Here is a 26,800-nt window from a genome sequence, read left to right as displayed (position 1 = left end):
ATGTTTGTTTGGGGAAAGAATGATTTGAATCCAGAGCAGGAAAAGGCTATATATAATGAAAACAGTATCTTATTAATAGCATGTCCAGGGAGTGGAAAAACAAGAACAATAACGTATAAGATAGCTTATGAACTTTCTAAATTAGAATCCAATAAACAGTATATTATTGCTATCACATATACAAATCGTGCTGCAGATGAAATAAAAGAACGAATAGAATTATTGGGGGTAGATACTGAACAACTATGGATTGGAACTATTCATTCATTCTGTGTTGAATGGATTCTTAAACCGTACCATATGTATATAGAAGAACTAAAATTTGGATATGATATTATTAATACTAATGATACTGAGAATTATCTAGTGTCTTTATGTGACTCATATTCAACACCGAAGAAAAAAATTACATATTGGGATTGTCTTTGTTATTGCTTCACATCGGAAGGCTTGAAGATAAATTGCACCAAATCTACAATAAAAAAGACTGTAGAATCAATTATCTGTGATTACTATCAGATTTTAAAAGAAAAGCATGAAATAGATTATGAATTAATATTATATTATTCATATTGTCTTTTGAAAGAAAATCAAAGTATATGTAAGACTCTGTCTAATATTTTTCCTTATATTTTAATTGATGAATATCAAGATACAAAAGAATTGCAGTATGTGATTTTAGGTGCAATTTTAAAAACCGGAAAAGATAATAAAGCTTTTATTGTTGGTGATCCGAATCAATCTATATATGGTAATTTAGGAGGTTTTCCAATGGATAAAGCTCAATTGGAAAATGTAACGGGATTATATTATGACGAATTATCATTAAGCTATAATTATAGATCATCATCTCTTCTTGTATCATATTTTGATTATTTTAAAACTTATGCAAACAAAATAGAGGCTGTTGGAAAAACGAAGGACTACCAAAGCGTTATTAGTTATAATAAGACTGTTTCAGTTGAAGATTTAGAAAATGAAATAGTTCGTATAATTAAAACAAATATTGATGAATATCGTATTTCTCCGAATGAAATATGTATACTTGCACCCCAATGGATTCATTTATCAGGTTTAACTAGAAATTTAATGGCACGCTTACCTCAATATAGTTTTGATGGGCCCGGCATGGCACCATTTGCACGTGATATTGATAATTTTTGGTATAAATTATCACGTATTATATTAACAGACTCTACTCCGGGTTTATATATCAGAAGATTACGTTGGGCAAGTGAAATAGTAACAAACCTTTTATCAATTGGAGTAACAAATATTGATTTATCTGCCAAACAAATATTATATATTTGTAATAGCATATCAATAAACGAACAAGATGGTTTGGAGTATCTAAAAAAATTTTTCGATGCATTTCTTGAAAGAGTCAATATTGACATTAATCAGAATAAATATTTAAAAATGCATTATGATGCTTTTTTTGATAGCTCTGAAAAACGTATTGATAGTTTAAAAAAGAAAGGTGCAGAGTTTATAACGCACATTGATGCATTTAGAAAAGTCTTTCAACAAAAAAAAGGAATTACTATCTCAACAAACCATGGGGTAAAAGGAGCAGAATTTGATACAGTAATAGCTTTTGGACTGTTAGATGGCTATGTTCCACATTTTAGTGAGTCAAATAAGGAAGAGAGTGCTAAACGAATATTGTATGTTATTGCTTCTAGAGCAAGGAAAAACTTATATTTAATATCTGAGCAAGGTCGAAATAAAACTCCAACTCCCATACTTAGTAAATATGGATATAAATATAAGTAAATATTTGTGGTAGTCTAAATAATATAATGGGGTTCACCTTAAAATCTTAAAATTAAATAGGGACATTCATTAAATATTACAAAATCAGCCAACTAATTCATACACAAAGTATTGCGAATTAGTTGGCTTTTTTGTATCTTTAGGTATTCCCCCGAAAATAAGATTTGACGGCCAAAACGGGGGAAATATCCAAACTAATAAGATATGGCAAAGATAGTGAATATTTCAGAAATTCACCCTACTTTGGGTTTTACAGAATTTGATATTCTGGAAAAATACCGCAAGAGTTTTAATGAGAGTGAGCTTGGCAAGCTTCATTCTGTCTTTCCGTTTGAATGTATGGCAAAAGGCGCCGGCCTGTCGGACCGGCGCCTGGGACGCAGGAACAGATTCAGTCCTTCCGCAAAGATCGCCCTTATGGTCCTGAAGGCATACACCGGATTCTCCGACAGGCAACTGGTGGAACATCTGAACGGGAACATACACTACCAGATTTTCTGTGGAATTATGATTCCCCCGTCCCTTCCCATAACCAACTTCAAGATAGTCAGTGCCATCCGTAATGAGATAGCATCCCGCCTTGACATTGATTCTTTCCAGGAGCTCCTGGCTTCACACTGGAAACCTTATCTTGATAACCTTCACGTCTGCATGTCCGATGCCACATGCTATGAAAGCCACATGCGTTTTCCTACGGACATGAAACTCCTTTGGGAAAGCCTCGAATGGCTCTACAGGCATATATGCCGGCATTGCAGGGAGCTGGGCATAAGGCGTCCGCGCAACAAATACAGGAATGTGGCGGAATCCTATCTGTCCTACTGCAAGAAAAGAAAGAGGAGAGCTTCAAGGGCAAGAATGCTTAAGCGCCGTATGATCAAGCTTCTTGAAAAGCTCCTCAGTCAAAGGGATGGGATCCATAGCGAGTACGGTGCTTTACTCCGATATACCCAGGATTATCATAAGCGTCTTTCCATCATCAGAAAGGTGCTTGTACAAGAAAAGGAAATGTTTGAAGGGCGGAAAGTCAGTGACCGCATCGTCAGCATTGACCGTCATTATGTACGTCCCATCGTCAGAGGCAAGGAAACCAAGTCCGTCGAGTTCGGTGCAAAGGTCAATAATATACAGATAGACGGCATATCGTTCATCGAACACCTCTCGTTCAAGGCATTCAATGAGGGTATACGCTTGAAGGACTGTATCCGCATGCAGCAGAAGCTTATGAATGTAAGGGTAAGATGTGTGGCTGCCGATTCCATATATGCCAATAATGCCAACAGAAAGTTCTGTACAAAATATGGGATATCCACATCCTTTGTGCGCAAGGGAAGGGCGGCCAAAGATGAGCCTTTGAGGAAGGTGCTTAGAAGCGAACTCTCAAAAGAAAGGGCAACACGGCTTGAAGGAAGCTTCGGCACTCAAAAGCAACATTACTCGCTCTCAAGGATAAAGGCCAGAAACAGGAAGACGGAAATACTGTGGATTTTCTTTGGAATACATACGGCAAATGCCATACTGATAATAGAAAAAATCAGAAACAAAACAGCTAAAGCAGCATGATATGATTTTACTCACAGAATCAGAAGAGGTCATCAGACTTCTTCCGGAACGTCATGTCCTGTCGGATAGAAGTATGTGAGAAAGCGCGGAAAAATGACAATAAGAATGGCATATGAAATGGTCATGCCCTATCATCTTCATATGCCATCTTATTTTTTAGAGACATTTACTGAATATCCCTAAATAAAAAAAATAGAGGGCTGTCACCCCTCTATGCGCTATTTACCTTTTAGTAGGTAAACTTCTACAATGTTCTCTCACGTATTCCAGTTTGCCAAATCGGAACCTCTAGTAAGAACGAACATGTACAGGCTTGCCACATGAGCACTGGACTGTTATCATTTTTTGAGACAGAGCCCAACCCTAACAGTTCAAAAAGTTGAGATGTCTTTTTATACTTTTATTCATATATTTAACCTTGTCATTTTTACATTGTATCTTGTTTGGCTTATACAATGGATGGCAAGGAAGACAAAGGTAATTATATATATTGAAATGGGAAAATGTATTGATGATTAATATTTTTAGTGTTTTTGATTATCTTTTTATTGAACGTTCATCATCAACATTATCATAGTTACCTTTCTGACCAACTTCCCACTCACGTTTCTCACTATGACTGCCACCACCTGCATCACGCAGCTTGGCTTTGCCAGAGAAGCGTGAAGTAGGTTTTGTTGGTTGTTGGGGTTTATATCGTTCAATTTGCTTCATCCGCTGTTCCTTTAACCGTTGAAGATTAAAGTTCTCTTCAGTAAGGTTTATAATGATATGCTGCTTGAAGTTGATGGCATAAGTTGCATCCTCATCATGACAGATAGTAAAACCTTCTTCATGCAGTTGCCTTCTGATAGAGGTTACTGTTTCATCATTGAATATCTCACGCAAACGGTTTACAGCATCAGTATGATATTGTGTTCTTTCCGGAGATATATCTACTAAATCTGTCCGGGAAACCTTAAATATCTTACAAAGCAAATCCCGTTCAGCCTCAGTAGCCGGACTGAACATTTCTACCATAGCTATACGGTTATTACGGTCAATTGCTTCTGCCATAAAAGGTTTCAACGGACGGCTTTGGTCATCAAAATAGATGATACCTTTCTTGATATAGGCACGCTGCTTCCTGATTTTACTGTATATTTCACCCTGGGTAATCTTCGGATTGAGTGTTAGTAACCGGTCAATATAGTCCTCAATCCGATTGAACCGTTCTTCAGGAGTAGTAAAGTCCAGAAACTCCTCTACAGCCAGTACTCTTGCACCATGAATGACGGTCTTGTTTGCATGATCAACGAGCATATATCCGTATGGAGCATCCTTCTTGCCGAAGAACACAATGTCAATACCGAACTTCGTTTTCAGTTCCTTCTGCAGTTCCTCCTTGTTGGAACTTACATCACGGTATTTCTTTAATATGCTTCTAAGCTGACGGCAACGTGTCCTTTCCCGATAACCGCTCTTGAAAAGACTTTCTATTTCAGTAAAAGGAATTTCCTTCTGAACCTTTCCACCATGCTTGACGAATACATTCCCTTCTTTCTGATAGACCTCATATCCCATGGAAACCATTATTGCCTTGAACTGGGCAAATGAAGAGAATGTGTACTGCTTGGACAAATTAATGTCATCTTCCGTTTTTTTCTTCCTGTCATTCCCAAGAATGCGGTCAATGACTTCCTGAGAACGTCTGCGCTCATGGCTGTGCTGAATCTTTCTTCCATCAGGTGCCACTCTCGAAGTGATGATATGAAGATGGGTATTCTCCGTGTCATAATGGGAGTAAACAAGCAACGGCTGACCGGATTCTCCGTATCCCATTTCCTTGAGATACTGGTGTGCAAAATCCAACAATTCTTCTTCCGACATGTCGTGACCCTTACATGATATGGCCACATGAAACTGCGGTTTCCTGATTCTGCTGTTCTGTGAACTGTACTTCTGGAGATAACCGACTAGCTCACTCGGGGTAGGTTTGTGAAATGTTCCGAGTGAACCGAAATTCTGAATCTCGATAAGCCGTGCAACACCTTTCGAGACTTTATGTTCATTATATCCTACAGCATGGAAGTTAGAGCTTCCCGGTAATATGGTTGCTATCATATTGAATTCTAATAATCATGGTTTATGTGACTGAGTATCCGAAATACTTCAAGCTCATTAATCTATGGTTACACAATAATAATATCTGAAATGATTGAATACCGTGTAATCTGCAATTCAGATTCTGACAGCTTTCTGTGTCAGAGAATCAAGGTCTTTCTTTATTCGGTTCAATGTTTCCTGAGTTTCAAGGATAACAGGTAACAGAACTTCCTGAATATAGCTGGGAGCGAGTAGCCCGGCTACCGCAAGTTCATTGGCACGTTTAACTGACTGATTAAGGTTTCCTCCTGCCCAGGAAAGTTCATTCTGATATTTTCGGTAAAACAAACCCAAATCATTCATCAGTTCGAGCTGCCTTTTGGTTCCGATATTTGAATACTCTGCCAGTGCAGAGCGTATATAATGACTCACGGATGAATAGGAGGCAGATTTCTCCTTAAACTGTTGTACTTCCTCCGGTGTCATTCTGACCTTGATGTACTTGGTTCTCTGATTCTTCATACTTGGATACATTGGTGGTTAGGTTTCCCGGACCTTCTTTCGCCATGCGAAACAGCGGCCAGCCGCTCCGATGCGCCAGCATTCGGCAAGTTACTTTTGTGAGTACGAAACGGAGTTTTGTGGCCACAAAAGTACAACTTGCTTGCTTGGAAAACTCTGCACAGCAGAACGATGCCTTCCGGGAATGATTATTACACCCAAATTTACCGGAGAAAGCCGTTGCAAACCGAAATCTGCAACACAATTCTTTGGAGGCATATTCCGGCTTACCATGTGCTGTAGCATCAGGTTGTCCTGGAATATCCACATAGCAGAATATTGTTGTATAGAATCCTAGAACCTATCAAGCCAATATCAGTGTGTTCTGAAATAGATGCTACAAGCATTATTCAATCATAGAACCATACAAATCGCAGTAATCAGTAATCAATGCTTCGTTATTTATGGTTGGATAAACCAAAGTTTCAAAAACACTGAAGATGTAGTTATATGGGATAGATGGCTATTGTTCTCATAAAAACTATATCCAATATAATATGTAGTTCCGATACCATGATAGTATGGTAAAAGTAACCTGATTGTCTCAGTACCTGGAATTCCAATAAAAGGGAAAATGAAATCTTGTAGCTGATTCAGCTGATGAAATGGCTATCGGGAAACCTTATTTTATCTGAACTATATTGCAAAAATATTCAGATGAAATAACCCTGTATTCAGAGTCTGGAGACACCTTATCACCATAGTGATATAACACTGATAATCAGTAGAAAATCTACTCGAATAACAAGAAAATAGTGTTGCGTAAATTTCTGTATCTCATTGATTTTTAGTATATTTATATAATTAATAAGCTCTTATGTTCATTAAATACTACACATTATGTTTGAATTGCTGTTGATTATATATCTGTTGCCGGTACTTATTATCGGTATGTTGCTCCTGAAGCTGGTATTCTGGCTTTTGAAGATTGCCATACGTCTGGCAGTCTGGTTGGTAAAAAAGGCTTTCATCCTTATATGGAAGCTTATCGTACTTGTCTTTGCCATACTTATAGGCTGTGATGTCATGCCCTGGAATCAACCGGACAAATAGAAAGGAACCGCACCAATATGAGAAATGGTACGGTTCTGAAACAAATGGGCTGATTTCCCCTATATGTTCAAATTTAGAATCCCTTGCCTTTGCTTCTGACATATACTGCTTCTTTTTGAGAATCACAGTTTGTCAATCGGAACTGTACATTACATCCTATGGGGATGTCATTAGGAAGTTGATTGGCAAGTGCTGAAATGACATCATCAACGGTATCAAAACCTATGTCTGTAACTTCGGCAATAACTTCGCCTTTGAAATATGCTCTTCCATATATCATCATCTTTTTTGTAATACGAAACATTTTCTCTGCAGGTGATTCAAAGTTACGAACCAAACTCTGTTTACTGTTTTTATTACTGAAAAATATGAAGTCTATGATTTTTGCATTAAGTTCCCATGCTGGAGTAAAGTCTATTTTTACATAGCCTCTTGTTATATTAAATCCATGGCTATGGTTCATACCAAATGCTACCTCATACATATTTGCTCCACAATCGTTTTGAGCAATGGTTGCCCAGGTATGACGAAACGTATAAAAGCAATAATATTCCTCCTTGGACATTCCCATATCTTGGCATATTCGCCTGATTCCCATATTTATATTGGCATTGAAACTATCGGAATTACTATAACGACTATGAAAATTAAACAGATATTCATCTGTCTGGTCCGTAGATAGATATTTATTAAATGTATCCTGTATAAACGGTTCAATACGAATCTCCATGTATGCTTCATCCCTACGACTATGTCTTGTTTTCGCTCTCTTATATCCTATAATACCATTTTTATAATCTTTCTTTTTCAGTTCGTAAAGGTCTATCGTGTTAATACCACCCATACACAATGAAAGCAGGGCTATATCTCTGCCGAGTTCAGGAAGGGGAGATACCATTTTACTTTGTGGCAGAGGACGATTAAAGAATTCACGACAAGCTTCTGCACTGATTGCTCTTTTCAGTGTATTGTCTGATTTTGGGATTATAATTTTTAGCCATGGATTGTATTTTATACGCAAAATACCACGTTCTTCGTCATTCAATTCTATGATTGCTTTCTTAAAAATCTGTCTGATGCAAGTGGGATACATTTCTTTTGCTCTGCTGGTCTTATACAATGTGTCAATCCATTGTGTTAAAACAGAAGTCGTAAGAATGCTAAACATGATTTTGGTAGTACCTATATACCGTTCTAAATGATTGACTGCAAGTTTATAGTTTTTAGCATTACGTTCATGCCCTTCAGATTCCATCTTCGAAATAAACTTTCTCGCATAATCACTGAAGCATGTCTCTTCATCATTTTTGTGAAGGAATTCTATGACATCCTTAAGTTCCCAAAATGTAGCGTCAACACGATTCAGTTTGTCTGTATATTGGCGTATGATTATGGCACAATATTCATTCACTACCGGGTCTGTTAACTCACCACTACTGGTTATATGAGCCGGATCAATAATCTTGTTAGTCTTGATGTAACTTGTTTTGCGCTGATGTGTGACTCTAATGTAAACTGTATAGAATCCATCTGATCTTGGCTTTTTTACCGTTGCTTTGAATGTTGTCATACCTACTATATTTTAATGATAAAACAATGGGGAAAACTTTGGGGTAAACGGGGTAAACATGGCCATTTTTGGGGTAAACATAGAGTAAAACAAATACGTTTATTTGGCTCATTTTTTGCGGTCAAATGTACGAACCGTCTAAGCGCAAATCAGGCTGTAACTACCGTAAAACGGTGAATTACAGCCTGATATAAAAATAATATTTTTAAGAGATTATTCCTCTATTGCAGCCTGCGCCGCAGCCAGACGTGCGATAGGCACGCGGAACGGAGAGCAAGATACATAGTCCAGACCCACTCTGTGGCAGAATTTTACAGATGAAGGTTCACCACCGTGTTCACCACAGATACCGCATTTCAGATCCGGACGTACCGAGCGGCCCTTCTCAACAGCCATTTCAACTAACTGACCTACACCGTTCTGATCCAATACCTGGAACGGATCGACCTTCAGGATCTTCTTTTCCAGATATACCGGCAAGAACGAAGCGATATCATCACGAGAATAACCGAATGTCATCTGAGTAAGGTCATTAGTACCGAATGAGAAATATTCAGCATGTGAAGCAATGCGGTTGGCAGTCAGTGCGGCACGCGGAATTTCAATCATTGTACCCACCTTAAAGTCAACGCTTTCACCTTCTTCCTCAAACAAAGCCTTGGCAGTGTTGCGGATAACCTTTTCCTGAGCCTCGAATTCATACAGGATACCGATCAGCGGAACCATGATTTCAGGATGCGGATCATATCCTTCTTTCTTCAGTTCAACGGCAGCTCCCAGGATTGCACGTGTCTGCATTTCAGTAATTTCCGGATAAGTATTACCCAGACGGCAACCACGGTGTCCCAGCATCGGGTTATGTTCGCACAGGCTTTCTACACGCTGACGGATATAGTCTACCGTTACTCCCATAGCCTCTGCCATTTCTTCCTGACCCTTCAGATCGTGCGGAACAAATTCATGCAAAGGAGGATCGAGCAGACGTACATTGACCGGACATCCGTCCATAGCCTTGAAGATACCCTTGAAGTCGGCTTTCTGATAGGGGAGAAGCTTGTCGAGCGCACGCTTTCTGCCTTCTACATCCGGTGCCAGAATCATCTCACGCATAGCAATAATCTTCTGGTTGTCGAAGAACATGTGTTCTGTACGGCACAGACCGATACCTGTAGCACCGAACTTGCGGGCCACTTCCGCATCGTGTGGAGTATCCGCATTCGTACGTACTTTCAGACGTGTATATTTGTTGCAGAGATCCATCAGTTTGGCAAAATCACCAGACAGTTCAGCTGCACGGGTAGGCACTTCGCCCTGATAAACTTCACCTGTACTACCGTTCAGTGAGATATAATCACCTTCCTTCAATACTACGCCATCGATTTCAATCTGACGGTTCTTGTAGTCCACGCAGATGGCACCGGCTCCTGATACACAGCATTTACCCATACCTCTTGCCACTACGGCAGCGTGTGAAGTCATACCGCCACGGGCTGTCAGGATACCTTCGGCAGCAGTCATACCTGCCAGGTCTTCCGGGGAAGTTTCCAGACGTACCAGCACTACGCGATGTCCGTTGGCTCTCCACTGTGCAGCATCTTCAGCGAAGAATACAATCTGTCCGCAAGCAGCACCCGGAGAAGCCGGCAAACCGCGGGTCAGCACTTTTGCCTTACGCAATGCATCCTTGTCGAATACAGGGTGCAGCAGTTCATCCAGTTTGTTCGGTTCGCAGCGCTTGATGGCAGTCTTTTCGTCAATCAGTCCTTCCTGCAACATTTCCATTGCGATACGGACCATGGCAGCTCCCGTACGTTTTCCGTTTCGGGTCTGCAGGAACCACAACTTACCTTCCTGTACGGTAAATTCCATATCCTGCATATCGTGATAGTGATTTTCCAGTTTTGTCTGAAGTGCATCCAGTTCCTTGTAGATTTCCGGCATTGCTTCTTCCATAGAAGGATATTTTCCGGCACGTTCTTCTTCTGAAATACCCTGCAGGGCAGCCCAGCGCAAAGAACCTTCTTTAGTAATCTGCTGCGGAGTACGGATACCTGCTACTACGTCTTCACCCTGTGCGTTGATCAGGTACTCACCGTTGAAGAGATTTTCACCTGTTGCCGCATCACGAGAGAAGCAAACACCTGTAGCTGAAGTATTTCCCATGTTACCGAATACCATGGCCTGTACGTTGACTGCAGTACCCCATTCAGCAGGGATGCCTTCCATCTTACGGTAAAGGATGGCACGTTCGTTCATCCATGAATCAAATACGGCGCAGATGGCACCCCACAACTGTTCGTAAGCGCAAGTCGGGAATTCTTTTCCAGTCTGGGCTTTAACGGCAGCCTTGAAGCGTACTACCAGTTCTTTCAGGTCGTCAACTTCCAGTTCGTTGTCGAGCTTGACACCTTTGTTTTTCTTTACGTCTTCGATGATGGCTTCAAACGGATCGATATCTTCCTTGTTGGTCGGTTTCATGCCCAGTACCACGTCACCGTACATCTGTACGAAACGGCGGTAAGAGTCCCATGCAAAACGTTCGTTGCCAGTCTTGCGGGCCAGTCCGGCTACCACTTCATCGTTCAGACCCAGGTTCAGGATGGTATCCATCATGCCCGGCATGGAAGCTCTGGCACCTGAACGTACAGAAACCAGCAGCGGATTTTCCACATCACCGAACTTAGAGTTCATCAATGCTTCTACTCCCTTGATGGCCTTTTCTACGTCATCTTTCAACAAAGCGACAACCTTGTCTTTTCCTTCTTCGAAATATTCGTTACAAACATCTGTGGTTATTGTGAATCCTGGAGGTACCGGTACACCGATTAAGTTCATTTCCGCCAAGTTGGCACCTTTTCCTCCAAGCAGGTTTCTCATATCTGCCTTACCTTCTGCTTTACCGTTTCCGAAGGTATAAACTCTTTTCTTTTCCATTGTCTTATAAGGTTAATTATGTTTTTCAATTCAGTATTTGCACTGTAAAACGCACTGCAAATTGTTAAGGTTAAGTCTTTGTTTCAACTTTAACGGTGGCAAAACTATATATATTTTGCAAATAAACAAATCAAAAAAAGGTATTCTACAACATATTTTGCAACATCGACATTGCAAAATCAAGTTATTTGAAAATAATGGCAGAATGTCGAGAATATTTTATAAATTTGTACCCAAATTCGATTTATACAAAACGGACGTGGCAAGAAAGAAAAAAGAACTTCCATTATTGGAAAAAGTAACAATAACTGACGTAGCGGCCGAAGGCAAAGCCTTGGCTAAAGTCAACGACCTGGTAATTTTTGTACCTTATGTAGTACCGGGTGATGTGGTGGATTTACAGATCAAACGCAAGAAAAATCATTATGCGGAAGCTGTAGCGGTAAAAATTCATGAAAAGTCGCCCATGCGTACCGAACCATTCTGTCAGCATTATGGGGTATGCGGCGGATGCAAGTGGCAGTGTCTCTCTTATGAAGACCAGATCCGTTACAAGCAGAAACAGGTATATGATAACCTGACCCGTATCGGAAAGGTGGAGCTGCCGGAATTCATGCCGATTCTGGGCTCGGAAAAGACCCGGTTTTACCGTAACAAACTGGAGTTTACTTTTTCCAACAAGCGCTGGCTGACTGAAGAGGAGGTGAAGCAGGATGTGAAGTACGACCAGATGAATGCCGTGGGCTTCCATATCCCGGGAGCTTTCGACAAGGTGCTGGCTATCGAGAAATGCTGGCTGCAGGATGATATCTCTAACCAGATACGTAATGCCATCAGAGACTATGCATATGCTCATCATTATGAGTTTTTCGATCTCCGTTCGCAGGAGGGTATGCTGCGCAATATGATGGTACGTACTTCTTCGACAGGTGAACTGATGGTGCTGCTGCAGTGCAAGATTACGGAAGATGCCCAGCTGGCCAAGATGAAGGAACTGTTGCAGTACGTGGCCGATCAGTTCCCGCAGATTACTTCGCTGCTGTATGTCATCAATAACAAGTGCAACGATACGATCGGTGACCTCGAGGTAGAGGTCTTCAAGGGCAATGACCACATTTTTGAGGAAATGGAGGGACTGCGCTTTAAGGTGGGACCGAAGTCGTTCTACCAGACCAATTCGGAACAGGCTTATAATTTATATAAGGTGGCTCGTGAATTTGCCGGACTTACCGGAAATGAGCTGGTATACGACCTGTATACCGGAACGGGTACCATTGCCAACTTTGTTTCACGCCGTGCCAAGAAGGTAATCGGTATTGAATATGTGCCCGAGGCCATTGAAGATGCTAAAGTCAACTCGGCCATCAACGGTATCGAAAATACCCTGTTCTACGCCGGTGACATGAAGGATATCCTGACTCAGGATTTCATCAACGAACACGGACGTCCGGATGTAATCATTACAGACCCTCCTCGTGCCGGTATGCACAATGATGTGATCGACGTGATTCTGTTTGCCGAGCCGAAACGCATCGTGTACGTAAGCTGTAACCCGGCTACACAGGCGCGCGACCTGCAGCTGCTGGATGCGAAGTACAAGGTGACAGCCGTACAGCCGGTCGACATGTTCCCGCACACTCATCACGTAGAGAATGTGGTATTGCTGGAGAAAAGATAAGAAACGGAAGAATTAGAAGAATTATACATTATACATCTCAATCGACATGGTGAGACAAAATTCAAGAAATTCAAGAGGAGCAGGACGTCCGGTTGCCCGTGCTGCGGTGAAGTATACGGAGTACCAGGTGAATGAGCCGGATGAGCTGATGGCTTTTCTGATGAAGAAAATGGCCGGAATCAGCCGTACGCGTGCGAAGGCACTGCTGGTCAACCGGGTGGTACTGGTGGACCATAATATCCAGACGCAGTACAACTTTCCGTTGAAACCGGGAATGAAGGTACAGGTCAGTAAAGAGAAGAACAAGCATGAGTTCCGTCATCCGATGCTGAAGATTCTGTATGAGGATGCCTATCTCATTGTGGTGGAAAAGAAGGAAGGATTGCTGTCTGTGGCTACGGAGCATCAGAAGGAGCGTACGGCGCAGCATATCCTGAACGAATATGTCAAGAGACAGCACCGTAACAACCGGATTTATGTGGTGCACCGCCTGGACCGTGAGACTTCCGGTATCATGATGTATGCCAAGGATGAGAAGACGCAGCATACGTTGCGCGACAACTGGCATGACATCGTGCACGACCGCCGTTATGTGGCTGTTGTGATGGGAGAGATGGAGAAGGATCAGGGCAGGGTACAGTCCTGGCTGACCGACCGGAAGCTGTATGTAAGTTCTTCTCCGGTAGACGACGGAGGAAAGTTGTCGATTACGCATTATGCGACCATCAAGCGTGCCAACGGTTTCTCGCTGATTGAACTGCAGCTTGAAACGGGCCGGAAGAACCAGATCCGTGTGCACATGCAGTCGCTCGGACATCCGCTGGTGGGAGATGAACGCTACGGATGCGAGATCAATCCGCTGGGACGACTGGCGCTGCACGCATTCAAGCTCTGTTTCTATCATCCGGTAACTGGAGAATGGATGGAGTTTGAGACACCGTATCCTGCGTCTTTCAAGACATTGATGTTGAGAAAATAAGATTTTCGGAAACGTAATAACGTGAATCAGAGACAAGGAAGCATCTCAGTAGGAAGCCGTTGGTTTCGTATCGGAAATGCTTCCTTGTTTTTTGCAAGCAACAGGTTTTCAGTATAAAACGCAATAACGATGATAAAAAATATTGTCTTTGATTTTGGAGGAGTCATTGCTCCGCTTAGCCGTGAACAGGCAGTGAAAGCCTTCGAACGGATTGGACTGGCAGATGCCAATGAGCGTCTCGACCAGTGTCACCAGCAGGGAATTTTTCAGGACCTGGAAGAGGGGAGACTGACTGAAGGGGAGTTCCACAAAAAACTGGAAGAGTTGTGCCACCGCAGTCTGACCGAAGAGGAGATTCAGTCGGCTTGGATGGGATTTTTCGTAGGGGTAAATCCGGAGTGGCTGAGAGAGCTGACAGCATTGAAAGAGAGAGGGTTCCGCCTGCTTCTGCTGAGTAATACGAACCCGTATGTGATGCGCTGGGCTTGCAGTCCTTCGCTTTCGTCCGACGGCAAGGGACTGACCGACTATTTCGATAAGCTTTATCTTTCTTACCAGATTGGCTATACCAAACCGGATGCCCGTATTTTCGAGTACCTGCTTGCCGATTCGGGTATTTTGCCGCAGGAAACTCTCTTCATTGACGACGGCAAGGCGAATGCGGAAATGGGAAAGAAACTGGGTATGCTTACGTTGAATCCTCGGAACGGGGAAGACTGGAGAAAAGAATTAAATGCGTTGTTGAACGCATAATGATGGAATCGGGAAAAGCTCGCAGCCTTTTTGAAAAAGATGGCGGTCTTTTCCCAAAAAGCTCGCCATCTTTTCTCTGAAACATAATGAGGAATTTGCAGACGGAACGTGAAATATTATAATTTATTTCAGTATCTGTTTGTATATTTCCGATGAATTGCGTATCTTTGCACCGCTTTTGAAAAGAAGAGCAAATGATTCGGGGTGTAGCGCAGTCCGGTTAGCGCACCTGCTTTGGGAGCAGGGGGTCCCAGGTTCGAATCCTGGTACCCCGACAGTAAAAGATGGACAATCCAGATTATATTGGGTTGCCCATCTTTTTATTTGGACTGTCTTTTGAAAGAATGACAAGAATCAGTCGGGTTTTTAGTGTGTGTGGGAATCCATAAGCGAAGACAGTAGGGGAGCGGCCTTCCGGGATGGTAGGAAGGTCGACTGAGAATGCTGCCGATAGGAGGTTATACGGCATCGGAATGACGCATAAGCTTCGGATAATGAGGCACATACCAGGGAGAAGAATAACGTGACTTTGCATGGCTTAAAAATCAGACGGATGCCTGACAGGCAATACAGTAAAAAAATCTTATACATATAAATATGAAAAATATCAGTAGAAATGCGATTATTGGCTATCCGGCAGGAATCATTACCGGTATAACCTATGGATTGAATCCCTTGTTTGGGGTTCCTTTAATGCAGGATGGTGCAGCGATTGAATCCATATTGTTTTTCCGCTATTCCATTGCTGTCTTGTTCTTGGGACTCTTCTTATTATTGAGCAGACAAAGTTTCAGAATTTCGTGGAAGCAGGCGGGGGTATTGCTGGTTCTGGGCTTGCTCTATACGGCAAGCAGTGCATTCCTGTTCGAGGCTTACCACTATATTGCTTCCGGGCTGGCTACCACACTCGTTTTTCTATATCCGGTTCTGGTGGCCATCATCATGGTTTTTCTCAGGGTCGTTCCTTCCTGGCCGGTATGGCTTTCTATTTTCCTGACTTTCGTGGGAGTGGTCATCATGACTCAAAGTGATTCTTCGCAGACTGTCGATCCGATCGGGGTGATTCTTTCCCTGGCTTCGGCCTTGGTTTATGCGTTGTTCATTGTCATCATCAACCGTAGCAAAACCATCAGCAACATATCCAACAGTCTGCTGACGTTTTATGCGCTGATGGTGGGAGCCATTGTCTTTCTGACGAAGATAAATTTTTCAGGAATCAATATAACTGACGGATTGACAGGCGATTGGGCATGGCTGAACCTGGTCGGACTGGCGGTTCTTCCAACGGTAGTTTCCACGGCTACACTGGCAGTTGCTACCCGTAACATCGGAGCTACGAAGGCTTCTGTACTGGGGGTTTTCGAACCGGTAACGGCCATCCTGATTGGAACCATTGTGTTTGGAGAACCACTTACGACGAATATTATTGTAGGCATTCTGCTTTCGGTAGTTGCCATTGTCTTTATGATTCTGAAAACAAAAAGATGATTTTATTACTCAACGGCAGGTATCATACGGAATCCGGTGATACCTGCCGTTTTTTTATGCCTGATTGTCTGGATGGATATCTTAGTAATTATGCCTTAGTCTTATTTAGGATATCCCAATCTTATGATATCGTATTCCCTGAAAGAATCCCTCCTTTTATAATATAATCCGTATTATGTTTAATTAGATTTTGGGAATTCTCCCTCCTTCTTCAACGCACAGCTTTCCTGGGTGTTTTTTCATTGACTTTCCCGCGGACGCTAAGATTTCCCTATTTTTCTCCCAAAATCAGAATGCGTGAGATTTTAATTTTTGAAACAAAATGTGTATTCGGCCGTGAATTTTAAATTCTCGCACCGTTGCGTAATTCTGCATTCAATGCCATTCGCATCAAATTTTCCGGAATCTTTACTGTCTGTCTGCATTTGTCAGGGAATCTCGAAATGAGCAGATATAAAAAAAGAATCCTGAGACGATGAAAATTTCCGTCCCAGGATTCTTCCTTATCTATGATTTATATTCTACTTGGAATATCTCCGAATATCTTATCGAGTCAATTCTTTTTCCAAAGCATCGTATTCAGCCTTGTTCAGTTTCCAGTAGATATTCAGCAAGTACTGACCCCACAACTGTCTGTTGTCCGGTTTCAGTTCTTTAGCCTTTTCGTAGTTAGGTCTTGCCTTTTCGTACAATTCCTTAATCTTAGCTTCGTTTGCAGTGTACTTAGGATCGTCCATTGGCAAAGTACCGTTTTCTTCAACGATTACCTGAGCCGGGAAGAAATAGCAGTCACCGATCTTAGAATATGCTTCAGCTACGAAATCACTGTTCTTTGCAATGATTGCATTGAATGTAGCGATAGCATCGTCGTAAGCTTTCTTTTCGTACTGCAGTACACCTTTTACATACAGGAAGTACGGAGTTTCATTCTTAGCCAAAACAGCGTCGATTTCAGCCAGACCTTCATCGATCTTGCCTTTCTGGATATAGTAGTCCATCAGGTTACCGATGAAGTATTCCTGTGACGGGAATCTTTCAGTACCTTCCTTGATAGCAGCCAGCCACTGTACAGAGTCTGTGTTTTCACCCTTACCGTAAGCTTCAGCCAGGCACATCAATGCTCTGTAACCTTCTTCTTTGTGCTGTTTACCCAAAGTTGCATATTTGATAACTGCAGCCTTGTCATTCAATGAGTTGGCAGCCAATGATGCATAACATGCAATCAGCGGAGTCAGTGTGTCGTTCTTTACGCTTTCTTCGTCAGTGAATACAGGATGATTAGCTGCATCTACGTACATTCCGAAGAACTGCAGAGCCTTCGCATAGTTACCAGCGTTGTAAGCATCAGATCCACCGTTAGTCAGGTTCGGACGAACGCTAGCCAATGTCTTACCCAGTTTCTTTCTCAGTTTTGCCTTCTTCAGTTCGCCGCTCTGTACCTTAGCCTGTTCTACTTCATCACATTTGAGGTAGTATTCGAACATTTTTACCAAGCTGTTATACAATTTAGCTGTATCAGCCTGTCCGCCCGGCAAATAAAGTTTCATATTTTCTTCGTCATAGATTGACTTCTGAAAATCTCCGGCCAGTTTCCATGTTTCAGGATCGTTGGCTGTAGAAGGATCAACCAAAGCCGGTTCGATGATCTGAGCGGCTTTCACAGGATCACTCTTTGCTGATTTAGCTTCCTTTACTACGCTTTCCTGTGCAGAGATTGCACATGCGCTCAGTATCAAAGCTGTAGATAATAATACTTTTTTCATAATGGTTTAAATTTAGTAATACAAATATTCAATCTAGTTTTTGGTCTCTTCATCATTGTCAGATGCCGGGGCCTGTGAATCGGTATTGACCTCTCCTACTGCCGGTGCTTCGTTGTTTTCTGCAACTGTTTCACCTTCTGCCAGTGCTTCTTCTTCCTCTGCTTCAGAAGTTACCTTGCAGACAGAACCGATCTGGTCATTCCGTTTTTCCAGGTCAATCAGCCGGACTCCCTGAGTAGCACGTCCCATAATCCGGACATCTGCCACTTTCAGACGAATCGTAATACCCGACTTGTTGATGATCATCAGGTCGTTGGCATCCGTTACTGACTTGATAGCCACCAGATTACCCGTCTTCTCAGTGATGCTCAATGTCTTCACACCCTTACCTCCACGGTTGGTCTTGCGGTAGTCTTCGATGTCCGAACGTTTTCCGTATCCGTTTTCTGAAACCACCATGATGGTCTCTTCCAATGGATTCTTGATGCAAATCATACCGATTACTTCATCGTTGCCGTCTTCGTCGAGCGTAATACCCCTTACACCGGTTGCGGTACGTCCCATTTCGCGGACAGCACTTTCGTGGAAGCGGATGGCACGGCCGTTACGGTTGGCAATCACGATTTCGTTGTTTCCGTTGGTCATTCTCACCTCAATCACGCGGTCGTCCTCACGGATAGTAATGGCGTTCACACCGTTTTGGCGCGGACGTGAATACTGTTCGAGCAATGTCTTCTTGATGACACCGTTCTTGGTACAGAACAATACATAATGGCTGTTGATGAATGCCGTATCGTTCAGGTTCTTGACACGCAGATAAGCCGTAACCACATCGTCAGAGTCAATGTTCAGCAAGTTCTGGATGGCTCTGCCCTTTGAAGTCTTGTTGCCTTCCGGTATCTCGTACACTTTCAGCCAGTAGCACTTACCTTTCTGTGTAAAGAACATCATGGTATTGTGCATGGTGGCCGGGTAGATATGTTCGATAAAGTCTTCGTCACGGGTTTCGCTTCCCTTCGAACCGACACCTCCCCTGTTCTGTGCGCGGAATTCCGACAACGGAGTACGCTTGATGTATCCCAGGTGAGAGATGGTGATGACCATTTCATCGTCAGCATAGAAGTCTTCCGGATTGAATTCTTCCGATGCATACACGATTTCAGAACGGCGCGGATCACCGTATTTTTCTTTTACTTCAATCAGTTCGTCCTTGATTACCTTCTTACAGAGTTCGTCGTTGGTCAGGATTTCTTCGAAGTAAGCAATCTGCTTCATCAGTTCCTCGTATTCGGCGTGCAACTGATCCTGCATCAGTCCTGTCAGCTGGCGGAGACGCATTTCAACGATGGCTCTTGCCTGAACTTCTGAAAGTTGGAAACGCTCAGTCAGGTTGGCAATTGCTTCGTTCGGAGTCTTGGCCGCACGGATGATGCGGATTACCTCATCGATGTTGTCGGAAGCAATGATCAGTCCTTCCAGGATGTGCGCACGTTCTTTAGCCTTACGCAAATCGAACTGGGTACGGCGGATTACCACTTCATGACGGTGGTCGACGAACAGCTTGATCAGTTCTTTCAGATTCAGCAACTTCGGACGTCCGTGAACCAGTGCAATGTTGTTTACACCGAACGACGTCTGCAAGGCTGTCATCTTAAACAACTTGTTCAGTACCACGCTGGCATTGGCATCGCGTTTTACATCGATTACGATACGCATACCTTCGCGGTCACTCTCGTCGTTGACATATGAGATTCCTTCAATTTTCTTTTCATTGACCAGCGCGGCGATGTTCTCAATCAACTCTCTCTTGTTGACACCGTAAGGGATTTCGTGAACCACAATCTTGTCGTGTGTAGGATGCGTTTCGATTTCTGTCTTCGCACGCATTACCACACGTCCACGTCCTGTCTCGTACGCATCACGCACGCCGCTGATTCCGTAGATATAACCTCCGGTCGGGAAATCAGGAGCCTTGATATACTGCATCAGTCCTTCGACATCAATCTCGTTGTTGTCGATGAACGCCACGCACGCATCGATTACTTCCGAAAGATTGTGGGTAGGCATATTGGTAGCCATACCCACCGCAATACCGGATGCTCCGTTGACCAGCAGGTTCGGAATACGGGTAGGCATTACAGTAGGTTCTTTCAGGGTATCGTCGAAGTTGTTGGTGAAGTCTACAGTCTCCTTGTAAAGATCCTGCATCATCTCCTCTCCCAGTTTCTTCAGGCGTGCTTCTGTATAACGCATCGCAGCCGGGCTGTCTCCGTCTACAGAACCGAAGTTTCCCTGTCCGTCGACCAGAGGGTAACGCATTGCCCAATCCTGTGCCATGCGGACCAGCGCGCCGTATACGGAAGAGTCACCGTGCGGGTGATATTTACCCAATACTTCACCGACAATTCTGGCTGCTTTTTTATAAGGTTTATCCGAGGTATTTCCCAGTTCCATCATTCCGTATAATATACGGCGATGTACCGGCTTGAAACCGTCTCTGACATCTGGAAGCGCACGTGCCACGATTACCGACATTGAGTAGTCGATATAGGACTTCTGCATTTCTTCCTCGATGTTGATTTTTATAATTCTGTCTTGTTCTTGCATTTAAACAAATTATTTATTGTTATATCTCGCTAGTTTGCTAAAAACTATGCTAAAGTACTACTTTTTATTGAATTGACAAAACAATTCCGATAAGTTTTAAATTGGCTTTTTGAGAGGTTAAATATGGAAACTATGTACCTCGTATCATAAAAATGTAGGAAACCTGATGAAAAACGATTGCTATGGCATGAAATTTGCTGTAAACTTAAATAAGGTACGCATTTATAATTATGTGTATACGAAACATTAATTTTAACGTTATGGGAAATCAATTTTCACAAAGGGTATCCGATGTAATACAATTCAGCAGAGAAGAGGCCGGACGGTTGGGAAACAACTATATCGGACCGGAACATCTGCTGCTGGGAATTCTTCGTGAGGGAGAAGGAAAGGCAGTGCAGGTGCTGAAGGATTTACACGTTGATATACAAAAGATTAAGCGAGATATAGAAAGTGAACTTTCAACTGGCGGACAGGGAGATGCCGTGGACTTGAATGAACTGAGCTTCAATAATGAGGCTTCAAAAATCATCAAGATCAGCATCCTCGAGGCCCGTATGCTGAAAGCTCCGGTGGCAGATACGGAACATCTGTTGCTGGCCATCATGAGGGAAAAGCAGAGCCTGGCTTCCAACGTACTGGAAGCTTGTCAGGTGACCTATGCCAAAATCATGGACCAGCTGGTTCCGAAGTCCAATCCGAAGGGAGGACTGGATTTTGACGATGAGGAAGATGACGATGATTTTCCCCGTCGTCCGACTTCGTCCGGAAATAGCAATGCAGGGGCTTCCCAACGGGTGAATGAACAGAAAACGAGTTCGCAGAACGACACTCCGGTACTGGAGTCGTTCGGTATCGATATGACAAGAGCAGCTGCTGAGGGCAAGCTGGACCCGGTGGTAGGCCGTGAGAAGGAAATCGAAAGACTGGCACAGATATTGAGCCGCAGAAAGAAGAACAACCCGATTCTGATCGGTGAGCCGGGTGTGGGAAAATCGGCCATCGTAGAGGGACTGGCACTCCGGATTGTGGAGAAAAAGGTGTCACGGGTACTGTTCAACAAGCGTCTGATGGCCCTGGATATGACGGCTGTAGTGGCCGGAACCAAGTACCGCGGTCAGTTTGAGGAGCGTATCCGTTCGATTATCAACGAACTGAGAAAGAATCCGGACATCATCCTGTTCATCGATGAAATACACAACATTGTCGGTGCTGGTTCGGCTGCGGGCTCCATGGATGCTGCCAATATGCTCAAGCCGGCTTTGGCACGGGGAGAAATGCAGTGTATCGGGGCCACTACCCTGGATGAGTACCGGAAGAACATCGAAAAAGACGGGGCGCTGGAGCGTCGTTTCCAGAAAATCATTGTGGAACCGACTTCGGCCGAGGAGACTTTGCAGATATTGAACAACATCAAGGACAAGTACGAGGAGCATCATAATGTCTCTTATACGCCGGAAGCCATAGAGGCATGTGTCAAATTGGCAGACCGCTATGTGACCGACCGTAATTTCCCGGACAAGGCAATCGATATCCTGGATGAAGCCGGATCGAGGGTACACCTTATTAATATAAAGGTGCCGCAGGAAATCGAGCAGCAGGAACGGGAGATTGAAGAGGTACGCTCCAGCAAGATGGAGGCCGTGCGTCTGCAGGATTTCGAACTGGCAGCCAGTTTCCGCGATAAGGAAAAGTCGATGATTGACGACCTGGAGGTGATGAAGCAGCGCTGGGAAGAAAGCATGAAGGACAAGAAAGAGACAGTAGATGAAATGCAGATAGCCGAAGTGGTCTCTATGATGTCCGGCATTCCGGTACAGCGTATGGCTCAGGCCGAAAGTGCCCGTCTGAGACACATGAAGGAACGCTTGCAGGACTGTGTAATCGCACAGGACAAGGCGGTGGAGACACTGGTAAAGGCCATACGCAGAAGTCGTATCGGATTGAAGGATCCTAACCGTCCGATCGGTACCTTCCTGTTCCTCGGACCTACGGGTGTGGGAAAGACGCTGCTGGCGAAGGAGTTGGCAAAGGAAATGTTCGGATCGGCCGATGCCCTTATCCGGATTGACATGAGTGAATACATGGATAAGTTCAATGTCTCTCGTCTGGTGGGAGCTCCCCCGGGATACGTCGGTTACGAAGAAGGAGGACAACTGACGGAGAAGGTGCGCCGTAAGCCCTACTCCATCATCCTGCTTGATGAAATTGAAAAAGCGCACAACGAGGTGTACAACCTGCTGCTCCAGGTGATGGATGAAGGACGGTTGACGGACAGTTATGGACGTGTCATCGATTTCAAGAATACGGTGATTATCATGACTTCGAACGTAGGTTCGCGCCGCCTGAAGGATTTCGACAGAGGCATCGGTTTCCTGTCGCACGACAGCGGTATGGAAAAGGAACGCTCACGGTCAATCATTACCAAGGCTCTGAATCAGTCGTTCTCTCCGGAATTCCTGAATCGTCTGGACGAAATCATTACCTTCGATACACTGGATGAACAGGCTATCGGAAAGATTGTAGACATCGAACTGAGCAAGTTGTATAAACGGATCAACGAGCTTGGTTATCAGATGATTCTTTCTGATGACGCCAAGCAGTTCCTGGTTGCCCAGGGATACGATCCGCAGTTTGGAGCCCGGCCATTGAAACGTGCCATACAGTCGCACATCGAAGACGGCCTGTCCGACTTGCTGCTGAGTGAAGATCTGCCTGAAGGAAGAATCATTCATGTCAGCAAAAACGAGGCAGGAGACGGATTGTCCATGAAAATAGTTTCAGCGGAAGAATAAATCCCGATAAACCTGTATAAAGCAGACAAAATGTCAGACGGTTTCGTCTGGCATTTTTTTTGTATGAATTTGCACGTGGAATTTTCAGATTCCAGTCAAACTATGTCAAACAATTAAAAATATAAAAGATATGCAGAAAGGCAATATTGGGGTAACGACAGAAAACATCTTCCCCATCATTAAAAAATTCTTGTACAGTGACCATGAAATTTTCTTGCGTGAATTGGTGTCAAACGCAGTGGATGCGACTCAGAAACTGAAGACATACGCTTCTAAAGGTGATTTCAAGGGTGAACTGGGTGATTTGACCGTACGTGTCAAGGTAGACAAGGATACAATTGTGATTTCCGACCGTGGTATCGGTCTGACTGCCGAGGAAATTGATAAATACATCAACCAGATTGCTTTCTCTGGTGCCAATGACTTCCTGGAAAAATACAAGGACGATGCAAATGCCATCATCGGACACTTCGGTCTGGGATTCTATTCGGCTTTCATGGTTGCCAAGAAGGTGGAAATCCTGACCAAATCATATAAAGAAGATGCATCGGCAGTAAGATGGACCTGCGACGGTAGTCCTGAGTTTACTTTGGAGGAAGCTGAAAAGGCCGACCGTGGTACAGACATCATCCTTCACATCGATGATGACTGCAAGGAGTTCCTGGAAGAATCTCGTATTCAGGGCCTGCTGAACAAATACTGCCGTTTCCTGGCTGTTCCGGTTGCTTTCGGAAAGAAAAAGGAATGGAAGGACGGAAAGCAGGTTGAGACGGAAGAAGATAACCTGATCAACAATACCTGCCCTATCTGGACTAAAAAACCGAGCGAACTGAAGGATGAGGATTACAAGAACTTCTATCGTGAACTGTATCCGATGTCTGACGAACCTTTGTTCTGGATTCATCTGAATGTGGACTATCCGTTCAACCTGACCGGTGTGCTCTACTTCCCGAAAATCAAGAGCAACATCGATCTGCAGAAGAACAAGATCCAGTTGTATTGCAACCAGGTTTATGTAACCGATTCAGTAGAAGGTATCGTACCTGACTTCCTGACATTGTTGCACGGAGTAATCGATTCTCCGGACATTCCTTTGAACGTTTCACGTTCTTACCTGCAGAGCGACTCTAATGTCAAGAAGATTTCTACATACATTACGAAGAAGGTGGCCGACCGTCTGCAGTCTATCTTCAAGAACGACCGTCAGGAATTTGAAAACAAATGGGATGACCTGAAGATTTTCATCAACTACGGAATGCTGACTCAGGAAGATTTCTATGACAAGGCCAACAAGTTTGTATTGCTGAAAGATACTGACAAGAAGTATTATACGCTGGAAGAATATCAGATCCTTATCAAGGACAACCAGACTGATAAGGAAGGTAATCTGATTTATCTGTATGCCAATAATCTGGACGAACAGTATACTTACATCGACGCTGCCAAGAACAAGGGATACAATGTATTGCTGATGGACGGCCAGTTGGATGTTCCGATGATTAACCTCTTGGAACGCAAACTGGAAAAGAGCCGCTTCACCCGTGTGGACAGCGACGTCATCGACCGTCTGATTGTGAAAGATACAGAGAAAGGCGAAGAATTGTCACACGACAAGTCAGAAATGCTTTCTACTATCTTCAGCGGACAGTTGCCTAAGTTGGAAAAGACAGAATTCCATGTGGAAATCCAGCCGATGGGCGAAGCTTTGGCCCCAATTGTCATCACACAGGCCGAATACATGCGCCGTATGAAAGAGATGGCAAGCATCCAGCCGGGAATGAGCTTCTATGGAGAAATGCCTGACATGTTCAGTCTGGTATTGAACAGCGACCACCGTCTGGTAAAAGAAATTCTGGCAGATGCAGAATCGGCTTGTGCAGAGAAACTGGTTCCGGTTGAGTCAGAACTTGCAATGCTGAATCTTGAAAAAGCAGAACTGGACAAGGCTAACGCTGGCAAGAAGGAGGAAGAAATTCCGACTGCAGACAAAGACAAGCTCCAGGATCTGAACAAGAAGATTGAAGCGCAGAACAACCTGAAGAAAGAAATTGTCAGCACATATGCTGCAGGCAATAACAAGGTACATCAGCTGATTGACCTTGCCTTGCTGCAGAATAACATGCTGAAAGGTGAAGCGCTGACCAACTTCGTAAAACGAAGCGTTGAAATGATCTGATAAGTATACGTTTTTCGGATGCTTTTTCTCCGGCCGGTAATCTGACATAGCCTAGCCGGAGAACCCGATATGATTGAACCGCCATTGATGGAATCAGACGGATTCAAACGCGTGATAACACCGTTTGGAAATGCCTGAGACCCATCAATGGCGGTTTTTATTTTTCTTTTCTTTCAGAAATTGATTGATAATCAGTGATTGTCAGACAGTCCGGGCGTGTATCAGACTGCCAGCGAGGAACCCGGATTTCCGTTACCTGATGGATTGGTTGAAGAAGCAGACAGGAAAGGTTTACCCCGTTCTGGTGCGGACGTGAATACTGTACGAACAATGTCTCCCTAACGACACCGTTCTTGGTACAGCACAGTACATCGTGGCCAAAAGAATGGGAGTTCAGGTACGGATACAAAAAAAAGAATTATTCGAAAATAATTCTTTTTTGCTTTTTGTTGTATTCAATTTTCTTCTTTCGATGAGTTCTTTTCCGTATCGTAGTACAACGATTATTTCAGAAAAGAAGCCAAATCATTTATTGTGACGTTCTGAGCAATGATTACTCCTTTGTCGTCCAATAAATAGTTTCCAAAACCGTTGGAGAGTCCGAACTGACGGTAAATCTCCGATTGCTCCTCTCCGGTTTCGACATAACATTTGTCTTTGGGCAAATGATCCTTTTTGACCGCAGCCCGAAATACCGAAGTATAACGGTCAAAAGAGACTGATACCAGATTGATGCGGTCAGTCTTTTCCGCAAAATAGGCTAAGGATGCATTGTTCTCTCTGGAAACGGCATCATAGCTGGCCCAAAAGCTCAATAAAGTGTATCCGTTGCCGGATTTCTGCAGATTGAGCGACTGCGTTGAATTACAGAACTGCAGGGAAGGTATCACGTCACCAACCGCCGGTTGCTTTTCTGTAAGAGTTACTTTCTCTTCACTGAATGAAAGAGAAATAAAGGAACTGAATACTAATACAACAAAAAACCATTTTACATTTTTAATCATGTAATTTGATTTTAG

The 26,800-nt window shown here is 43.5% G+C and carries 16 protein-coding genes and 1 tRNA gene; 10 read left to right on the top strand and 7 right to left on the bottom strand.

Features of this window, described 5'->3' with window-relative positions; genetic code table 11:
* Together H3001_RS00795 and H3001_RS00790 are read left to right on the top strand one after the other, a co-directional pair.
* Positions 1–1,776, top strand: coding sequence for a UvrD-helicase domain-containing protein (locus H3001_RS00795; RefSeq protein WP_181213795.1), 1,776 nt, complete (start codon positions 1–3; stop codon positions 1,774–1,776).
* Positions 1,777–1,980: 204 nt separating this feature from the next.
* Positions 1,981–3,339 (top strand): transposase, encoded by a 1,359-nt coding sequence (locus H3001_RS00790; RefSeq protein WP_181213794.1) that lies wholly within the window; start codon positions 1,981–1,983, stop codon positions 3,337–3,339.
* 537 nt (positions 3,340–3,876) lie between these two features.
* Here the strand turns inward: H3001_RS00790 and H3001_RS00785 are convergent.
* Positions 3,877–5,442, bottom strand: a complete 1,566-nt coding sequence (locus tag H3001_RS00785; protein WP_074784172.1) for a relaxase/mobilization nuclease domain-containing protein — start codon at positions 5,440–5,442, stop codon at positions 3,877–3,879.
* Between the two features lie 117 nt (positions 5,443–5,559).
* Positions 5,560–5,946, bottom strand: coding sequence for a plasmid mobilization protein (locus H3001_RS00780; protein WP_057253385.1), 387 nt, complete (start codon positions 5,944–5,946; stop codon positions 5,560–5,562).
* Between the two features lie 879 nt (positions 5,947–6,825).
* On the opposite strand from H3001_RS00780, the gene H3001_RS00775 reads away from it, so the two are divergent.
* Positions 6,826–7,038 carry a hypothetical protein gene (locus tag H3001_RS00775; protein WP_008157819.1) on the top strand — a complete coding sequence of 71 codons (213 nt, stop codon included), beginning with the start codon at positions 6,826–6,828 and terminating at the stop codon, positions 7,036–7,038.
* A gap of 73 nt (positions 7,039–7,111) precedes the next feature.
* Here the strand turns inward: H3001_RS00775 and H3001_RS00770 are convergent, their stop codons facing one another.
* Together H3001_RS00770 and ppdK are read right to left on the bottom strand one after the other, a co-directional pair.
* Positions 7,112–8,608, bottom strand: coding sequence for a phage integrase SAM-like domain-containing protein (locus H3001_RS00770; RefSeq protein WP_074784166.1), 1,497 nt, complete (start codon positions 8,606–8,608; stop codon positions 7,112–7,114).
* A 213-nt stretch (positions 8,609–8,821) separates the two neighbouring features.
* Complete coding sequence (gene ppdK, locus H3001_RS00765) at positions 8,822–11,542, bottom strand: pyruvate, phosphate dikinase (protein ID WP_181213793.1); 2,721 nt, start codon at positions 11,540–11,542, stop codon at positions 8,822–8,824.
* A 259-nt stretch (positions 11,543–11,801) separates the two neighbouring features.
* Here ppdK and rlmD point away from each other — a divergent pair, with 259 nt between their 5' ends.
* The 5 genes from rlmD (at position 11,802) to H3001_RS00740 (ending at position 16,440) form a co-directional block, all read left to right on the top strand.
* Positions 11,802–13,220 carry a 23S rRNA (uracil(1939)-C(5))-methyltransferase RlmD gene (rlmD, locus tag H3001_RS00760; RefSeq protein ID WP_181213845.1) on the top strand — a complete coding sequence of 473 codons (1,419 nt, stop codon included), beginning with the start codon at positions 11,802–11,804 and terminating at the stop codon, positions 13,218–13,220.
* A 46-nt stretch (positions 13,221–13,266) separates the two neighbouring features.
* A complete protein-coding gene (locus tag H3001_RS00755) occupies positions 13,267–14,199 on the top strand; it encodes an RluA family pseudouridine synthase (RefSeq protein ID WP_181213792.1) in 933 nt (310 codons plus the stop codon).
* A 129-nt stretch (positions 14,200–14,328) separates the two neighbouring features.
* Positions 14,329–14,952 (top strand): HAD family hydrolase, encoded by a 624-nt coding sequence (locus tag H3001_RS00750; protein ID WP_181213791.1) that lies wholly within the window; start codon positions 14,329–14,331, stop codon positions 14,950–14,952.
* A 200-nt stretch (positions 14,953–15,152) separates the two neighbouring features.
* A tRNA-Pro gene (locus H3001_RS00745) sits at positions 15,153–15,227 on the top strand.
* 322 nt (positions 15,228–15,549) lie between these two features.
* Positions 15,550–16,440, top strand: a complete 891-nt coding sequence (locus H3001_RS00740; protein ID WP_181213790.1) for an EamA family transporter — start codon at positions 15,550–15,552, stop codon at positions 16,438–16,440.
* Between the two features lie 545 nt (positions 16,441–16,985).
* Here the strand turns inward: H3001_RS00740 and H3001_RS00735 are convergent.
* Both H3001_RS00735 and gyrA read right to left on the bottom strand, forming a co-directional pair.
* The gene (locus tag H3001_RS00735) at positions 16,986–18,203 is read right to left on the bottom strand and encodes a tetratricopeptide repeat protein (protein ID WP_181213789.1); all 1,218 of its coding nucleotides are present in this window, start codon (positions 18,201–18,203) and stop codon (positions 16,986–16,988) included.
* Between the two features lie 33 nt (positions 18,204–18,236).
* On the bottom strand, positions 18,237–20,810 hold the full coding sequence (gyrA, locus tag H3001_RS00730; RefSeq protein WP_181213788.1) for a DNA gyrase subunit A: 2,574 nt from the start codon (positions 20,808–20,810) through the stop codon (positions 18,237–18,239).
* Positions 20,811–21,070: 260 nt separating this feature from the next.
* On the opposite strand from gyrA, the gene H3001_RS00725 reads away from it, so the two are divergent.
* Both H3001_RS00725 and htpG read left to right on the top strand, forming a co-directional pair.
* Positions 21,071–23,605 carry an ATP-dependent Clp protease ATP-binding subunit gene (locus H3001_RS00725; RefSeq protein ID WP_181213787.1) on the top strand — a complete coding sequence of 845 codons (2,535 nt, stop codon included), beginning with the start codon at positions 21,071–21,073 and terminating at the stop codon, positions 23,603–23,605.
* A gap of 130 nt (positions 23,606–23,735) precedes the next feature.
* Positions 23,736–25,781 (top strand): molecular chaperone HtpG, encoded by a 2,046-nt coding sequence (gene htpG / locus H3001_RS00720; RefSeq protein WP_181213786.1) that lies wholly within the window; start codon positions 23,736–23,738, stop codon positions 25,779–25,781.
* Positions 25,782–26,284: 503 nt separating this feature from the next.
* Here the strand turns inward: htpG and H3001_RS00715 are convergent.
* On the bottom strand, positions 26,285–26,785 hold the full coding sequence (locus H3001_RS00715; RefSeq protein ID WP_181213785.1) for a thioredoxin family protein: 501 nt from the start codon (positions 26,783–26,785) through the stop codon (positions 26,285–26,287).
* Between the last annotated feature and the right edge of the window lie 15 nt (positions 26,786–26,800).

Origin of the sequence: Phocaeicola faecicola, assembly GCF_013618865.1 — a bacterium.
In the GTDB taxonomy this organism is placed as follows: domain Bacteria; phylum Bacteroidota; class Bacteroidia; order Bacteroidales; family Bacteroidaceae; genus Phocaeicola; species Phocaeicola faecicola.
The sequence above is the reverse complement of the archived record's forward strand: the minus strand, read 5'-3'. Positions and strand labels throughout refer to the sequence as shown.

Bases quoted from the DNA above. Each gene is read 5' to 3' on its own strand.
- H3001_RS00715 (WP_181213785.1), bottom strand. From the start codon at position 26,785: ATGATTAAAAATGTAAAATGGTTTTTTGTTGTATTAGTATTCAGTTCC.
- H3001_RS00780 (WP_057253385.1), bottom strand. From the start codon at position 5,946: ATGAAGAATCAGAGAACCAAGTACATCAAGGTCAGAATGACACCGGAG.
- H3001_RS00790 (WP_181213794.1), top strand. From the start codon at position 1,981: ATGGCAAAGATAGTGAATATTTCAGAAATTCACCCTACTTTGGGTTTT.
- H3001_RS00755 (WP_181213792.1), top strand. From the start codon at position 13,267: ATGGTGAGACAAAATTCAAGAAATTCAAGAGGAGCAGGACGTCCGGTT.
- H3001_RS00795 (WP_181213795.1), top strand. From the start codon at position 1: ATGTTTGTTTGGGGAAAGAATGATTTGAATCCAGAGCAGGAAAAGGCT.
- H3001_RS00770 (WP_074784166.1), bottom strand. From the start codon at position 8,608: ATGACAACATTCAAAGCAACGGTAAAAAAGCCAAGATCAGATGGATTC.
- H3001_RS00735 (WP_181213789.1), bottom strand. From the start codon at position 18,203: ATGAAAAAAGTATTATTATCTACAGCTTTGATACTGAGCGCATGTGCA.
- H3001_RS00785 (WP_074784172.1), bottom strand. From the start codon at position 5,442: ATGATAGCAACCATATTACCGGGAAGCTCTAACTTCCATGCTGTAGGA.
- H3001_RS00740 (WP_181213790.1), top strand. From the start codon at position 15,550: ATGAAAAATATCAGTAGAAATGCGATTATTGGCTATCCGGCAGGAATC.
- H3001_RS00725 (WP_181213787.1), top strand. From the start codon at position 21,071: ATGGGAAATCAATTTTCACAAAGGGTATCCGATGTAATACAATTCAGC.
- ppdK (WP_181213793.1), bottom strand. From the start codon at position 11,542: ATGGAAAAGAAAAGAGTTTATACCTTCGGAAACGGTAAAGCAGAAGGT.
- H3001_RS00775 (WP_008157819.1), top strand. From the start codon at position 6,826: ATGTTTGAATTGCTGTTGATTATATATCTGTTGCCGGTACTTATTATC.
- gyrA (WP_181213788.1), bottom strand. From the start codon at position 20,810: ATGCAAGAACAAGACAGAATTATAAAAATCAACATCGAGGAAGAAATG.
- H3001_RS00750 (WP_181213791.1), top strand. From the start codon at position 14,329: ATGATAAAAAATATTGTCTTTGATTTTGGAGGAGTCATTGCTCCGCTT.
- htpG (WP_181213786.1), top strand. From the start codon at position 23,736: ATGCAGAAAGGCAATATTGGGGTAACGACAGAAAACATCTTCCCCATC.